This is a genomic window from Chelatococcus sp. CO-6 (assembly GCF_001271345.1).
GTDB classification, from domain to species: domain Bacteria; phylum Pseudomonadota; class Alphaproteobacteria; order Rhizobiales; family Beijerinckiaceae; genus Chelatococcus_A; species Chelatococcus_A caeni.
This window is the reverse complement of the sequence record NZ_CP012398.1, coordinates 2,308,743-2,322,059: the sequence shown is the minus strand read 5'-3', so window position 1 is coordinate 2,322,059 and position 13,317 is coordinate 2,308,743. Positions and strand designations below refer to the sequence as shown.

Sequence of the window (13,317 nt, the reverse complement as noted above, 5' to 3'; positions counted from 1 at the left end):
TCAGCCCCCCTTCACGTCGCGCATGGCGCGGTTGCGGGCAATGGCCAGCGCGGCCCAGGTGATCAGGCCGAGCGCGATGGAGATCGCGGCGGCCATGCTGGCATTGGTGGCGAGCGTGAACTCGGTGTAGATCAGCAGCGGCACCACGTCGATGTTGGTGGCAAGCGTGAAAGCGGTGCCGAAGGCGCCCATTGCCGTGGCGAAGCACAGCGCCCCGCCGGTGTACATGGCCGGGAACAGCGCCGGCAGCACGACGTCGCGCTGTATGGCGAAGGGGCTGGCGCCCAGCGAGCGGGCGGCCTCGACCAGCGAGGGATCGAGCTTCTCTGCCGCCGCGAGGATGGTCAATAGAACACGCGGCACAGAGAAGTAGAGGTAGCCGAGGAACAACCCGAACAGCGAATAGGCGAAGACCACGTTCGTGCCGACCAGGCTTTTGGTGACGCTGCCTACAAGTCCGAGGCGGCCGCCAAACAGAATGATCATGAAGCCGACCACCACGCCTGGAAAGGCCAGCGGGAATGTCAGCATTGACAGGAGCAACCCACGGCCGGTGAACTGCCTGTTGGCAAGCGTCTGGGCGGCGATCGTTGCCACTGCCAGCGTCGCGACGGTTGTGACGATTGCAAGCAGAAGGGTCACGATCAGGCTGTTGCGAAAGCGGGCCTCGGTCAGGATGACCAAGAACCCGGCGAGACCTTGCGGCCCGCTGCCGGCCTCAGCGATCAGCCGAGCCACGGGCAGAATGAGAAAGGCCAGCGTGAAAATCGCGAGAGGCAGAATCAGGAAAAAATCAAAGCGCCTGCTGTTCAACGAAGCCTCCGGCGAAAATCGATGAGAAAACCCTGCCGGGAAGGGACCAGCCCTTCCCGGGAGGGGGTCGCCCGTCAGCGCACTTCCGACAGGTAACGTTCCGAGAACGCTGCCTGCGCAGCCTGGGCCTGGTCCCAGTCGATGGCTTTGGCGCGCTGATACTCGCTTGCCGGCAGGAACCGGTCCGCAATGTCCGCCGGCATTTCGACCGGGAGGACCGGACGCAGATAGGCCGTCGTCCAGAACAACTGGCCCTTGTCCGAGAGCAGGTAGTCGAGCACTTTCTTCCCGGTTTCGGCACGCGGGGCGTTTTTCACGAGCGTCATGACATAGGGAAAGGTGATGGAGCCTTCGCAGGGCAGGACGAACTCGAACTTGCCGGATTCCGTGTATTTTGCCCGATAGGCGTTGAAGTCATAGTCCATCAGGATCGGGATCTCACCGGACACGGTGCGCGCATAGGAGGTCTGCTTGGTGACGATCGCCCCGTTTCCGGCGAGTTCCTTGAGGAAGCCGATCGCGGGCGTGAAATCGTCGAACGAGCCGCCCAGCGCACTGTTGATGGCAACGGCCGACGCGTAGCCGACCGCCGCCGAGGTCGGATCGAGATAGCCGACGAGGCCGTTGTATTCCGGCTTCTTCAGGTCAGCCCAGCAGGCCGGGACAGGCGCGTTGCCGAGGGCGTCGACATTGACGAAGAGGCCGAGCGTGCCCTGATGCACCGCCCACCAGCGCCCCTCAGGATCCTTGAGCCCTTCGGGGATCTCGTCGAAGCGCTGCGGCTTCCAGGCCTCCACCAAGCCCTGCGCGGCAGCCGAAATGCCCGCATTGACGCCCAGATAGGCGATGTCGGCGACCGGGCTCGCTTTCTCGGCGATGATCTGGGCGACTGCCTGACCCGAATTCTTGTTGTCGCCCGGAATGTCGAGGTCGAGGTCGGCCTTGATGTTTTTCAGCATCTCGCCCCAGTTCGCCCATTCGGGCGGACAATTGTAACAGATGGCGTCCTGCGCCTGCGCCTGGACAGGAGCCAAGGCGAGGATGCTGGCAGCGGCCGCCAGACCGAGGCCAAGGGAAAGGATCGTCGTCTTCATTGTTGTGGCTTTCTCTTTTCGGTGAGGTTCAAGGCAGGCGGAGGTCGCCCCGCCGGGGCGGGGCGATCGTTTCCCCCGGAAGGGAAACGACGTCCGGGCACAAGCGCTGGGGGGCTTTGTGCCCCGCAGCGATGTCCAGCAGCAGCGAGGCGGCCAGCGCTCCCATCACCTGGGACGGCTGCCCGATCGTGTGGAGCCTGGGTGAGATCAGGCGTGCGAAGTCGATTCCGTCGAAACCGGTGACGGACACGTCCTCGGGAACACTCAGCCCCGCGCGGCGCAGGGACGCGATCACCGTGAACGCCAGCAGATCGTTGGAGGCCATGATTGCCGTTGGCTTGTACTCGACGAGAACCTCGGTGAGGTCGATGTCCCTCGTCGCGTCGATGAAATCGACCTCGATCGCCGGGGCCGCCGTGAGCCGGGCGGCCGTCATCGCATCCCAATAGCCTTCGTAGCGGCGGGCCGAGCGATCAGACGAGATGAACTTCCCGGCGAGGAAGAGGATGCGGCGATGGCCGAGCGCAATCAGGTCTTCGGTCGCATGACGCATCGCGCCGCGATTATCGACCATGACTGCCGCGACGCCCTCCGGTGTGTCTTCGTTGTAGACAGTCACCACGGGCAGCCCCGCCTTGCGGACGCGCTGGAGCGCCACGCTGGAGGCCGGATCGCAAACCGTCATGATCATCCCGACCGGGCGCTCGCCGATCAGCGTGGTGACGATGTCTTCTTCCTGCGCGGGGTCGTAGTTGGACTGGCCGAGTATGGTGAACATCCCGGCCGCCCTTGCGCGCCGTTCGATCCCTGCGACCGCCGCAGCGAACACCGGATTGGTCAGGCTGGGAACCAGAATGCTGATGACGGGGCGAGTCTCGGGAAAGGCGCGGGCAAGTGGAAAGCCGACCATCAATGCGGCTTCGACCACCCGCCTGCGCATTTCCTCGCTGACGGGGCCGTTGCCGGTGACGACCCGGCTCACGGTCGCGATCGAGCATCCGGCGCGCGCCGCGACATCTCGTATCGTGATCTGCGTTGACACCATCGCCCTGCCCCGTTCCGGCCGCTTCTTCTTCGGCCGGGTCGGAGGTAGCATGCGAACGTATTGGCTGGATGACGTTGTTTCAGTCGTTTTCAGCGCGTCGCACCCACGATTGGTCCCGCCGGCGAGCGCATCGCCTCGGGATCTCGTGCCAGAACTCAGATGCGGTGGAAAAAGATTGCTTTGCCGAGAATGGTCGCCGCTCTCTCCAGCTAGCTCATTCTCGAGACTTCGATGGGATTGACGTGAAGCCGAGTTTAAGCTCGAGGAAGCACGCCTCTGGTCTCACAGCAAATCCAAAGGCGACGATCGGACATGCAGTCTCATAACGGCACGGCCGATGTTTCTAGCTCTTGGGCCTCCTCCTCATTACGAGAACATCTCACGGTCCTTGATCCGCCGCATCACGCCAGATCCTCGCGGACCGTCTCCAGGAATTTGCTCACGGCGGGATGTTCGCTGTCCCGACGGAACACGACCTCGGTGCCGATCTGGATCCGGCCTTCCAGCAATTGCGCGATCTGGGTGCTTGGATGGAGTTCGTGCACGCCGAGTTCGACGTTGGGCACCTTCTGCCGGTCCGAGGCGATACTTCGCGGGGCCCGCATGCTGCGGACCGCACTCGGCCCTGCCATCGCCGGTTTCCTTGGAGACGCCAGCGTAGTCGAGGTGATGCTCAACCCCGACGGTCGTCTCTGGGTCGACCGGCTCTCGGAAGGCTTGTCCGACACGGGCGAGCGGCGGCCGATGGCGAGCGCATCGTGCGCTTGGTCGCCCACCACGTCGGCGCCTAGGTCCATGCAGGCAACCCGCGTGTCTCGGCCGAGCTGCCGGAAACGGGAGAGCGCTTCGAGGGCCTGCTGCCGCCCGTGGCGGCGGCGCCGGCCTTCGCCATCCGCAAGCCCGCCGTCGCGGTCTTCACGCTGCAGGACTATGTCGCCGCCGGCACCATGACAGTCGAGCAGGCGGAGATCCTGCGCCGAGCCGTCGCCGATCGCCGCAACATCCTCGTTGCAGGCGGCACCTCGACCGGCAAGACGACGCTGACCAACGCGCTGCTCGCTGAGGTCGCGAAGACCTCCGACCGCGTGGTGCTGATCGAGGACACCCGCGAACTGCAATGCGCCGCGCCGAACCTGATCGCCAAGCGGACCAAGCACGGCGTGGCGACGCTCTCCGATCTCGTCCGCTCTTCGCTGCGCCTTCGGCCAGACCGCATTCCGATCGGCGAAGTGTTCACGCGGGGCGGCCCAAGGCATCGGACCCCTCTTTGAGGGGCTGAGGCCGGCCGTCTTTGTTCCGCGATATGCTATTCCGCTTCGGACCAGTGAGGATACGTGACATAGGCTGTCAGCGCGCCTTCTGCGTGGGAGCGAATGATCACGGCGTTCCCCTTCGGCATATAGATAATTTCGCCGGGACCCGCAGTCAGGGTCTCACCGTCGGCTTCAACCGACACCCTTCCTTCCAGGACCACCATTACGTCATCGACGACGATTGTGGTCTCCAAGACTTGGTCGGGGCCGTACCGTCCATACCCGACCGTAACCGGGCCCCCTTGCCGTTGATCCGCCAAGTTCGAGGCAAAGATGTCGGCGTCCTGTCCGGGCGAGCGTTCGAATACGGCATCGGCTGGTTCAAATCTGACGACTTTCATCTCTTTTCCTTTCTCCGTTTCGGTGCAGTCACAGGGTTATCTCGTTCGAGGCCGGTGCCACCCGCGATGATGTCGGCAAATGTGGCAGTGGCGTCAGCGCATGTGCTCCTGCCAATGACGACATCCGCCGCCAGGCATTCTCCAGCTGCGACGAAGGCTCACGGCGCGATAAGAATAACTATAGCTTTCGCCCCGACTCCCCGTGAATGTCGCGGAAGGCTCGGAGCTGCCGTTTGCTCACCTGCTGGCAGATCTCGGTTTACTGTGCTCGGCGCTTAGCTCCGCTTGCCGCCTAAGATCCAGTCGTCACTACCATCACCTCGTGCGGCGCCCGGGAGACGTTTCACGATCGGCGGCGTCCAGGGCACGAGTTGGAAGCCGAAACCGACGTCGAACATCGCGACATGTCTGGAGGCGAGCGCCAAACGCCGGCGAAACGTGCTGGCGACCTGTTCGCCACTGTCCATGCGCTAGAAGGGCTGTCCGTCAGGCGACCTTCACCCGCATGCGTCGGGCGAACAGGATCAGAAAGCTAGTTGGAAAGCGGCAGGTCACTGCCGTTCTCTCTCCTCGAGTTTTGCGATTTCGGCATCGGCAAGGCCCGACATCTGTTCGGCCATGACCTTGAGGAAAATCAGCGCCCGCTCCCGGTAAACGACATGTTTTTCTGGCGTCCTGTCCCATGATTGCTGAATGGTGGTGCCAGGGGCGGCGATCATCATTCCATCACTGGCAAACAGAGCCAAAGCGACTTGGTCGATGATGCTTGGTGTCATTACTGAACCTGCTCGTTTGGAAAGCTGAATCAGCTAGAAGCTTCATTGTCAAATTTTGGATCCGGCCATTCGATTGAGCCTCTTCTGTCTCCAGCTTTAGGGCAATTAAGGTAGATGCCAGGGGATCACAGGTGATTGCTCTTCGCGGCGGGAAGGCACAATGGTTGGACCCTCCCGCCAATCTCGATATCAATCATCCGATAGCTCTCTCCCGGACTAGGTTTCGGTTTCGAGTTGGCGGGCGGCATAGCTGGCGCGCAGGAACTCAGCCGGCGTTGTCGGCTTGCGACCAAGGAGTTTTTCCAGATCCCCGGTCTGACCGTCCCACTCGCCAGCGTTGACGCCATGGACCCAAAGCAGCACAAAGCCGGCGGCCGGCTCGGGCAAGCCCGCTGCCATTAGGTTGGCGATGTACTCCTGATCCGAGACCGCATTGAACGGCACCGGTCTGCCGCTGATTTCGGACAGGATCTGCGCAACGTCAGGGAAAGACACAGACGGGTCGCCGTACAGCGAGTAAGTCTTGTTCTCATGACCGTCTTCGCTCAGCACGACGGCATGCGCCTCTGCCAGATCGTCACGGCAGGCATATCCTGCCCTGCCCGCACCGGCCGGCGTCCGAACACCTTTCTCCAAAGCATTCCCACCGACATAGGACGGGACATTCTCAAGGAATGGAGGATGACGGACGAGCGTATAAATGAGGCCAGAGGTCTTCAATCTTTCTTCGACGAAGAGATCTTCTTCGGTGACCTGCGGCAAGCTGAAGGCGGAGCCTGTCTTGTGGATGACCGGCATGTAGACGATGTGCCTGACGCCGGCCTGCCTTGCCGCATTGATGACATTCTCGTGCTGGGTATTGCGATCGGTAAAGGCGGTGGCAGACACGAGCATGACCTTGTCGATTCCCGTAAACGCGCGGACCAACCCCTCGTAATCGAAGTAGTCGCCTTGGCGAATCTCAATTCCCTTGAAGGTAAGATCTGCCGCTTTGGCCGGATCGCGCGCGAGACCGACAATGTCATTGGCGGGCACCCGGTTCAGAAGATGGTTGAGGGTCATGCGGCCGATGTTGCCGGTAGCGCCGGTGACGAGGATTTTGGTCATGGATTTTCCGTTCGGTTCATGGGGGGTGGCGCAGCGCAGTTGCGCCAAGCTCTGAATTGATTGGGGACGAGCTGGCTCTGTCAGGCGGCGATCACGATCTTTCCGATCGTACGTCTGCTCTCGAGTTGTTCATGTGCGGTCTTCATGTTCTCGGCGGTCAGTCCGTCGAGCCGAGTCCCGACGGCGAAACCCTTTGCCTTTGAACCGACCTGGAGCACTACTCCGGCGAATTCCCAGCCCAGAATAACGCGCCCGTCTGCCCCGGCGCTGCGCACACTCCTGATCAAAGCCTCGCCGGGATTGACCCCGACCGCTCGGATGTCGACCAGCAGATCAGCATCACGCAGCTTCGGTTCGGCGACTTCCATCTCCTCGATCCCATAGGCACCGAGAGTGTGGGCCTTCTCGTAAGCAAGCGCTCTCACAGCACGAACCGATCGACCAGGGTGAGGTTGAGACCCGCCAAGGGACCACCGACCTGCTGCTGCCTGCCACCGATCGCGAGTGTCCCGAGATCGACAGCGGCGAAGCCGACCTGTTCCAGCACTTCGCTCAGCGCTTTCTTCGCACCAGCATCGTCCCCCGAGATGAAGAGGACGGTTCTGGCTTTTTCGGGCGATGTGTCATCGATCCACTGCATGGGGACTGTGTTGAACGCCTTGACCACCTTGGCGCCCACCGCCTGATCGGCAACGATCTCGCTCGACGTGCGGCCCGAGAAATCGCCAAGATCGCTCGGATTGTCGCGGTTGATCCGGTTTGTGGCGTCGATCAGGGTACGGCCGGACCAGTCCGGGACTGATGCGAGAGCGTCCGGGACATGTGCCCACTCGACGCTCAGCACGACAACGTCCTGCTCGGCGGCTTGTTGCGGGGTCCCCGCGGACGCACCCCGACCCAAATTTCGGACGACCATAGCGAGAGTGGCGGGCCCGCGGCTGTTGCTGATCAGGACTTCGTGGCCAAATGGCAGTATGTGGCGCGCAATCGTCTGCGCAACCACACCCGCCCCGATAAATCCGAACTTCATGGAGGCCTCCTGGAAACCTGCAGCCCGCTGCGTTGGCTCGGTGATCATCGAACGCCTTGCGCGTCGACATCGTCCAATCCAGTTAAGACAGGGCAGACTTTGGTTCCAGTACTGACTATTTTGTAAGTATAAGAATCAGGAGATCACAATGACCGAGACGAAATTCCGATGTGGCTTGGAAGCGGTTCTGGCCATCCTTGGCGGTAAGTGGAAGCCGCTTATCGTTTATCATCTCGCCAGCGGTTCCAAGCGCACCGGCCAACTCCGCAGGCTCGTCACCAATGTGAGCGAAAAAATGCTGATCCAGCATCTGAAGGAACTGACGGACGATGGCGTTATTCGCCGCATCGATTTCCAGAAGGTGCCGCCGCACGTAGAGTACGAATTGACCGACTTTGGGCGAAGCTTGGCCCAGGTACTTGCGCCGCTGTGCGAATGGGGAACCCATCACATCGATGAGGTCGCAATGATCGTGAAAAAGAGAGAACACGTAGCGAAGGCGGCTTAGCGGGCTTTGCCGGAAAGCTGATGATTCGACAGAGCGCTCGACGCCTCCAAAGACACCCGCTCGGACTGAACCAGCAACTTATACTAGCGCAGCGTGCAGACAGCGGCTTCACTGGCTCCAACGCTGAAGAACGCCTCTGAAGCCCAACGCAACCGGCGCGAACGCTGCCGATCCTTTATGCAACCCTGCTATCTCGCAGCGCGATTTTGAACAGGTCGAAGGCTGCTGTACCCTTCCGATCGGGGTAGTAGAGGTGGTAGCCGGGGAACGGCTCACACCACGGCTCCAGCAGGCGGACGAGACGGCCATCGGCGATCGGCGCTACCACCAGGTCCTCCAGGATGTAGAGGATGCCGAACCCTTCGAGGGCGGCAGCAACCAGCAGGTCGGCGTCATTGAACACCGGGCCGCGGCCTGGCGCGACCGTCACCGCACGGCCGTTGCGCTCGAAGGACCAGGGGGACAGGTTGCCCTGCGCGTCGCGGTAGGCGATACAGCGATGCGCCGTGAGGTCGGCGGGCTCCATCGGTGCCGGATGGCCGTTCAGATAGCCGGGAGCGGCCACCACCGCGACGCGAAGCGGAGGCCCGACCGCCAGCGCGATCATGTCCTTTTCCAATCGCTCGCCGAGCCGAATGCCCGCATCGTAGCGGTCCGCCACGACGTCACTCAGCCCGTCCTCCACGCAAACCTCCACTTCGATACCGGGGTGGCGGCGTATGAAGGATGGGAGCATCGGCCACAGCACTGTATCCGCGGCGTGTTTGCCCGTCGTGATCCGGACGGTGCCGATCGCTGCCCCGCGTGCTTGGGACAACGCCTCGATCTCATCGTCCAGTCCGGCCAGTGCCGGCGACAGGGTGGCGAGCAGTCGCTCGCCCGCAGCGGTCGGGGCGACGCTGCGCGTCGTGCGGGAGAGCAGGCGAAAACCCAGCTGGCCCTCCAGTCGCTTCATGGTCTGGCTCAATGCCGACTGCGTGACGCCCAGCCGCTTTGCGGCCAGCGTGAAGCTGCGGTCGGACGCAATCGCCGCAAAGACTGCGAGGTCGCCGAATTGATCCGGGCGCATTGATAAATCCTGCTACTGGGGCCTATTATTTATTAGCCGGTAATTCCAATCAATTAGCTTGTCTAAATAGCCTGTGACACCGGAAGAAGCAAAGGAGCAGGCTATGAGCAAGATTTGGCTGGTGACGGGCGCAAGCCGGGGGCTTGGACGTGAGATCACCCGCGCGGCGCTGGATGCTGGCGAAACGGTCATGGCAACGGCGCGGTCCATTGGTGCAGTACGCGATGCCTTCGAGGGCGAACACGATCGTCTGCACGCCCTCGCGCTTGATATCACGGACGCCGAAGCCGCGAACGCGGTCGCCGTCGAAACGATCGAGCGGTTCGGTGCGATCGACGTGCTGGTCAACAATGCCGGCTATGCCGAACTGGGCTTCTTCGAGACCTTCACCGATGCCGCGGTGCGGCGCCAGTTCGACGTTAACCTGTTCGGTACGATGAACGTCGCGCGCGCGGTTGCCCCGCACATGCGTGAGCGTCGCTCGGGCCTCATCGTCACCATCTCGTCTGTCAGCGGGCTGGTTTCCAACAGCGGGGGCGCGGTCTACTCGGCATCGAAGTTCGCGGTCGAGGGATGGATGGAGGGCTTCGCGCAGGAGTTGGCACCGTTAGGCGTCCGCTCGCTCCTTGTCGAGCCGGGGATGCTGCGCACCGATTTCATGGACCGGAAGTCGGCGAGCTTCGGCAGCATTGACATCCCGGACTATGCTGAGGCGATCGCGCAGTATCGTGCGTTCGTGGACGGGGCCAACGGAAACCAGCCGGGCGATCCGAAGCTGCTCGCCGCGCGGATCGTGGCGCTTGCTTCGCAGGGCGAGACACCCTCGCGACTCATATTCGGCGACGACGCCCGGCAGTGGGCCGGAGCGAAGGTCGACCAATTGCGGCAAGAGATCGCCCGATCTGCCGATCGCGGCTGATACAACAGACCAAAGCCGGCAAGGGAGGTGATCTCCGGCCCAGGCCGTCAGAATGACCGCTTCGGAGGAGGCGCCGGAGGCTTGGCAACGGCGTGAATGGGGTCGGACGCAGAACGGCAGCCTGCTGCTTGGCGATCCCCAGAATCGGACAGTCCCTGTCGGCCCCAAAGACCTACAACACCTACACGTGGAGAATCCCGCGCGCGACCTCCGCCGGCACCGCTGAACTAGAAGGCACATCGGTTGACGGCAGTGGAGTCCGACAATCTTTGACGGAGTCCAAGCTCATGTGCCGTCCAACAAAAGTGGCGCACCCGACACGATTCGAACGTGTGACCTCTGCCTTCGGAGCTGGTCTAGTAGCCCATCCGATTTGCGCGATAGGGTACGCCAAAGCACGATAGACCTCGGAAAACACTAGCTTTTTCGTCTCCGCTGCTCCGAAGTCCCTATCCGAGAATACGCCCGAATTTGCCTCCAAGTGCTTACGTGGTGCTTACGCGAAATCGGGCCCGGAAGGGACTGAAAAGCGTGCCGAGGATCAGCAAACGCATCGTCGATTCCGCCGAGCCGGGCGACAAGGACTACGTGATCTGGGATGACGAACTGCCCGGCTTCGGCCTGCGCGTCTTCACCTCAGGCAAGCGCAGCTACGTCATCCAATACCGCACCCGCGGACGGTCCCGCCGGTACACAATCGGCCTTCACGGCGTGTGGACTCCGGAAACGGCGCGCCGGGAAGCCAAGGTTCAACTCGGCCGCGTCGCGCAAGGCGAGAACCCAGCCGAAGAGCGTGAACTGGACCGCAAGGCGCTGACTATGAAGCAGCTCTGCGAACAGTATGTCGCGGACATGCAGGCCGGGCTCATCCTTGGCAAAGGCGGCCGGCCCAAGAAGGCGTCGACGGTCGAAGTGGATACCGGCCGCATCCGCCGGCACATCATCCCGCTCGTCGGTAATCGTCGCGTTCAAGACATCACCAAGGCCGACATGAACAATCTGATGCGAGACATCATAGCTGGGAAGACCCGCGTTTCAGTGAAGACCGAAAGGCTCCGTGGACGTGCGATTGTCCGCGGTGGGCCGGGAACGGCGACGCGGGCAATGGGCCTGCTCGGCGGCATATTCACCTACGCCGTCCAGCTCGGCATTGTTGAACACAACCCCACGCACGGGCTCAAGAAGCCGAAGTATAAGGTCCGCGACCGGCGCCTCAGCGAGGCCGAATACCGGACGCTCGGCGAAATTCTCGCGCGCGCCCGCAAGAGTGATCATTACAAAATCCACACTGAGATCCTGCAACTCATCGCCCTGACCGGATGCCGCAAGACCGAGATCGTGGAGCTCAAATGGAGTGAGGTCGATTTCGAGGGCAGTTGCCTGCGCCTCTCCGATAGCAAGGAAGGCGCGTCGGTCCGCCCGATCGGCCTGCCGGCGATCGACTTCCTGGAAAAGCGCCACGCTCACAGAACAGGCACATACGTCTTCCCCGGTCAGGGCGACGACAATGCCGTGGGCAATTTTCCGCAGAGCTGGAAGAAGCTCTTCACCGAGAGCCCCCTCTGGGATGTCACGCCGCACGTTCTGCGGCACAGCTTCGCGAGCATCGCCAACGATCTCGGGTTTACCGAGATCACCATCGCCGCCCTAATCGGTCATGCGAAAGGCTCTGTGACGAGCAAGTACGTTCACACGCTGGACACGACCCTGGTCATGGCGGCCGACACCGTCTCCGGATATGTCCAGGCGCTGCTTGAAGGGACGAAATTTCAACGCAACTCCTACACCTTCGATCGGCGATCCCGGCAGGACGCGATCGACAGGATGCTCAGCGACGCGAGGGCCGCTGGCTGAGGAGTGGGCGTGAATTGATGTTTCGGAAGAGGTAATGATTCTTGACAGGCGAGTCGTTCGCTCAGTATGCTTACACCGTGAAAACACTTGGCCAAAAAATCCGCGAACGACGCGAAGAGCTCGACCTGTCGCTCCGCGAATTCGCGAAGGGCCTTAAATGTTCGCCGCCCTTCATATCCGACGTGGAGCATGGACGGCGCTTTCCGTCTGAGCCGATGCTGGAGGAAATGGCGCGGCTGCTGAAGCTCGATCTCGCCGAACTCAAGAGGCACGATCAGCGCGCGCCGCTAGATGAGATCAAACGCATGACGGAGCGGGACCCCGGCTACGCCTTTGCATTTCGCACGCTTGTCGAAAAGAAGCTGACACCTGAACAGCTTTTGCAGCTCGTGAACAAGGGCAAGCCTCCGCCCAAAGGGGGCCAAAAGAAATGAGGACGTACCGGACGGACCGCGGGCCATTTGCGACCCGGCCTTTCTACAAGCCCACGGAAATCGACCGTATCTGTGGCGATGCCCTTCAGGTCGCGGGACTGATGCCGGATTCGCCCGAAGCCGTTCGGATCGACCGGTTCGTCGAGAAGCACTTCAAGGTCTCGCCGCGTTACGAGCCGCTCCCGGAAGGCGTGCTCGGCTATACGTCCTTCGGTCCGTCCGGCGTCACGGGGATCGTCATCACGACAACGCTCGACGAGGAAGGCGGCAGCGTTTCCGAACGCCGCATCCGCACGACGCTTGCCCACGAGGCGGGACACGGGCTGTTGCACATGCACCTCTTCGCGCTCGGCGAGAAGCCGCCCAGGCTGTTTGAGGACGGAGATGACCGACCCGAGATTCTCTGCCGGGACGTTCACGGCAGCCCGCATGAGTCGCGGTATGACGGGCGCTGGTGGGAATACCAGGCGAATCGGGCGATCGGCGGGCTGCTGATGCCGCGGGGCCTTGTCATCAAGGCCGCGGCGCCCTTCTGCGAGGAACGCGGAGGCCTCGGCCTGCCCAACCTGAAAGACGACCAGAGGGAGCGGGCCGCGCGGGAGCTTGCGGAAATCTTTGATGTAAATCCGGTGGTTGTCCGAATCCGTCTCGATGATCTGTTCGCCCGCGCAGACGACAGCCAGCTCACCCTTTGACTTTTTTTGCCGGCAGTGTTAGCTATATAAGCTAACGTGTGCATACACAGATGAAAGGAGATCGAAAAATGCGGCAGCCCGATGAAATCACGCTCCACGTTTCCACCCCGGCAGGGCCTTTCCATGGGGCTTTTCCGAAGACCACGAAGGTGTCGGCGGTTATCGCAGCCATCGTCGAGGCCAAGGGCCTCGATGCCGGCGAGGATCTCCGCCTGATGAACGGCGACGAGCAGCTCGCCCCCGAGCGCCCGCTCGTTAGCTTTCACTTCGGCAGCGAGGCGACACTCAGCCTGCTCGCCACCGGTTCGGGCGTATAGCG

At 62.1% G+C, this 13,317-nt stretch carries 16 protein-coding genes and 1 pseudogene; 7 read left to right on the top strand and 10 right to left on the bottom strand.

Annotated elements, in window-relative coordinates; translation table 11 throughout:
- The 4 genes from AL346_RS10885 to AL346_RS10870 all read right to left on the bottom strand — a co-directional run bounded on the left by AL346_RS10885 (position 1) and on the right by AL346_RS10870 (position 3,518).
- On the bottom strand, positions 1 to 813 hold the full coding sequence (locus AL346_RS10885) for an ABC transporter permease (protein ID WP_019404210.1): 813 nt from the start codon (positions 811 to 813) through the stop codon (positions 1 to 3).
- 74 nt (positions 814 to 887) lie between these two features.
- Positions 888 to 1,907: an ABC transporter substrate-binding protein gene (locus tag AL346_RS10880; protein WP_019404211.1), complete on the bottom strand. Its 1,020-nt coding sequence runs from the start codon at positions 1,905 to 1,907 to the stop codon at positions 888 to 890.
- Between the two features lie 28 nt (positions 1,908 to 1,935).
- Positions 1,936 to 2,952: a substrate-binding domain-containing protein gene (locus AL346_RS10875; RefSeq protein WP_019404212.1), complete on the bottom strand. Its 1,017-nt coding sequence runs from the start codon at positions 2,950 to 2,952 to the stop codon at positions 1,936 to 1,938.
- A 401-nt stretch (positions 2,953 to 3,353) separates the two neighbouring features.
- A complete protein-coding gene (locus AL346_RS10870) occupies positions 3,354 to 3,518 on the bottom strand; it encodes a hypothetical protein (protein WP_156332733.1) in 165 nt (54 codons plus the stop codon).
- Positions 3,519 to 3,555: 37 nt separating this feature from the next.
- On the opposite strand from AL346_RS10870, the pseudogene AL346_RS10865 reads away from it, so the two are divergent.
- Positions 3,556 to 4,184 (top strand): annotated as a pseudogene (locus AL346_RS10865) (ATPase, T2SS/T4P/T4SS family); the annotation flags it as partial.
- Positions 4,185 to 4,258: 74 nt separating this feature from the next.
- Here the strand turns inward: AL346_RS10865 and AL346_RS10860 are convergent.
- The 5 genes from AL346_RS10860 to AL346_RS10835 all read right to left on the bottom strand — a co-directional run bounded on the left by AL346_RS10860 (position 4,259) and on the right by AL346_RS10835 (position 7,519).
- Positions 4,259 to 4,606 carry a cupin domain-containing protein gene (locus tag AL346_RS10860; protein WP_019404215.1) on the bottom strand — a complete coding sequence of 116 codons (348 nt, stop codon included), beginning with the start codon at positions 4,604 to 4,606 and terminating at the stop codon, positions 4,259 to 4,261.
- Positions 4,607 to 5,157: 551 nt separating this feature from the next.
- Positions 5,158 to 5,382, bottom strand: a complete 225-nt coding sequence (locus tag AL346_RS10850; RefSeq protein WP_019404216.1) for a hypothetical protein — start codon at positions 5,380 to 5,382, stop codon at positions 5,158 to 5,160.
- A gap of 216 nt (positions 5,383 to 5,598) precedes the next feature.
- The gene (locus AL346_RS10845; protein ID WP_019404217.1) at positions 5,599 to 6,489 is read right to left on the bottom strand and encodes an SDR family oxidoreductase; all 891 of its coding nucleotides are present in this window, start codon (positions 6,487 to 6,489) and stop codon (positions 5,599 to 5,601) included.
- An 80-nt stretch (positions 6,490 to 6,569) separates the two neighbouring features.
- Complete coding sequence (locus tag AL346_RS10840; RefSeq protein WP_197286559.1) at positions 6,570 to 6,857, bottom strand: alcohol dehydrogenase catalytic domain-containing protein; 288 nt, start codon at positions 6,855 to 6,857, stop codon at positions 6,570 to 6,572.
- Positions 6,858 to 6,910: 53 nt separating this feature from the next.
- Positions 6,911 to 7,519, bottom strand: coding sequence for an NADPH-dependent F420 reductase (locus AL346_RS10835; RefSeq protein WP_026015487.1), 609 nt, complete (start codon positions 7,517 to 7,519; stop codon positions 6,911 to 6,913).
- Positions 7,520 to 7,667: 148 nt separating this feature from the next.
- On the opposite strand from AL346_RS10835, the gene AL346_RS10830 reads away from it, so the two are divergent.
- A complete protein-coding gene (locus tag AL346_RS10830) occupies positions 7,668 to 8,027 on the top strand; it encodes a helix-turn-helix domain-containing protein (RefSeq protein WP_019400632.1) in 360 nt (119 codons plus the stop codon).
- Between the two features lie 175 nt (positions 8,028 to 8,202).
- Here AL346_RS10830 and AL346_RS10825 read toward each other — a convergent pair whose 3' ends face one another.
- Positions 8,203 to 9,096: a LysR family transcriptional regulator gene (locus AL346_RS10825; protein ID WP_019400633.1), complete on the bottom strand. Its 894-nt coding sequence runs from the start codon at positions 9,094 to 9,096 to the stop codon at positions 8,203 to 8,205.
- 103 nt (positions 9,097 to 9,199) lie between these two features.
- Between AL346_RS10825 and AL346_RS10820 the strand changes: the two genes are divergently transcribed.
- The 5 genes from AL346_RS10820 (at position 9,200) to AL346_RS10800 (ending at position 13,315) form a co-directional block, all read left to right on the top strand.
- Positions 9,200 to 10,015: an SDR family NAD(P)-dependent oxidoreductase gene (locus AL346_RS10820; RefSeq protein WP_019400634.1), complete on the top strand. Its 816-nt coding sequence runs from the start codon at positions 9,200 to 9,202 to the stop codon at positions 10,013 to 10,015.
- Between the two features lie 531 nt (positions 10,016 to 10,546).
- On the top strand, positions 10,547 to 11,869 hold the full coding sequence (locus AL346_RS10815; RefSeq protein ID WP_019400635.1) for a site-specific integrase: 1,323 nt from the start codon (positions 10,547 to 10,549) through the stop codon (positions 11,867 to 11,869).
- A gap of 41 nt (positions 11,870 to 11,910) precedes the next feature.
- Positions 11,911 to 12,303 carry a helix-turn-helix domain-containing protein gene (locus AL346_RS24640; RefSeq protein ID WP_082312492.1) on the top strand — a complete coding sequence of 131 codons (393 nt, stop codon included), beginning with the start codon at positions 11,911 to 11,913 and terminating at the stop codon, positions 12,301 to 12,303.
- Between the two features lie 101 nt (positions 12,304 to 12,404).
- On the top strand, positions 12,405 to 12,998 hold the full coding sequence (locus AL346_RS10805; protein ID WP_019400637.1) for an ImmA/IrrE family metallo-endopeptidase: 594 nt from the start codon (positions 12,405 to 12,407) through the stop codon (positions 12,996 to 12,998).
- 68 nt (positions 12,999 to 13,066) lie between these two features.
- Entirely contained in the window at positions 13,067 to 13,315 is a 249-nt protein-coding gene (locus AL346_RS10800) for a hypothetical protein (RefSeq protein WP_019400638.1), read from the top strand.
- Positions 13,316 to 13,317: the final 2 nt, after the last annotated feature.

Bases quoted from the DNA above. Each gene is read 5' to 3' on its own strand.
- AL346_RS10880 (WP_019404211.1), bottom strand. From the start codon at position 1,907: ATGAAGACGACGATCCTTTCCCTTGGCCTCGGTCTGGCGGCCGCTGCC.
- AL346_RS10820 (WP_019400634.1), top strand. From the start codon at position 9,200: ATGAGCAAGATTTGGCTGGTGACGGGCGCAAGCCGGGGGCTTGGACGT.
- AL346_RS10825 (WP_019400633.1), bottom strand. From the start codon at position 9,096: ATGCGCCCGGATCAATTCGGCGACCTCGCAGTCTTTGCGGCGATTGCG.
- AL346_RS10840 (WP_197286559.1), bottom strand. From the start codon at position 6,857: ATGGAAGTCGCCGAACCGAAGCTGCGTGATGCTGATCTGCTGGTCGAC.
- AL346_RS10800 (WP_019400638.1), top strand. From the start codon at position 13,067: ATGCGGCAGCCCGATGAAATCACGCTCCACGTTTCCACCCCGGCAGGG.
- AL346_RS10860 (WP_019404215.1), bottom strand. From the start codon at position 4,606: ATGAAAGTCGTCAGATTTGAACCAGCCGATGCCGTATTCGAACGCTCG.
- AL346_RS10875 (WP_019404212.1), bottom strand. From the start codon at position 2,952: ATGGTGTCAACGCAGATCACGATACGAGATGTCGCGGCGCGCGCCGGA.
- AL346_RS10845 (WP_019404217.1), bottom strand. From the start codon at position 6,489: ATGACCAAAATCCTCGTCACCGGCGCTACCGGCAACATCGGCCGCATG.
- AL346_RS10835 (WP_026015487.1), bottom strand. From the start codon at position 7,519: ATGAAGTTCGGATTTATCGGGGCGGGTGTGGTTGCGCAGACGATTGCG.
- AL346_RS10850 (WP_019404216.1), bottom strand. From the start codon at position 5,382: ATGACACCAAGCATCATCGACCAAGTCGCTTTGGCTCTGTTTGCCAGT.
- AL346_RS10805 (WP_019400637.1), top strand. From the start codon at position 12,405: ATGCCGGATTCGCCCGAAGCCGTTCGGATCGACCGGTTCGTCGAGAAG.
- AL346_RS10830 (WP_019400632.1), top strand. From the start codon at position 7,668: ATGACCGAGACGAAATTCCGATGTGGCTTGGAAGCGGTTCTGGCCATC.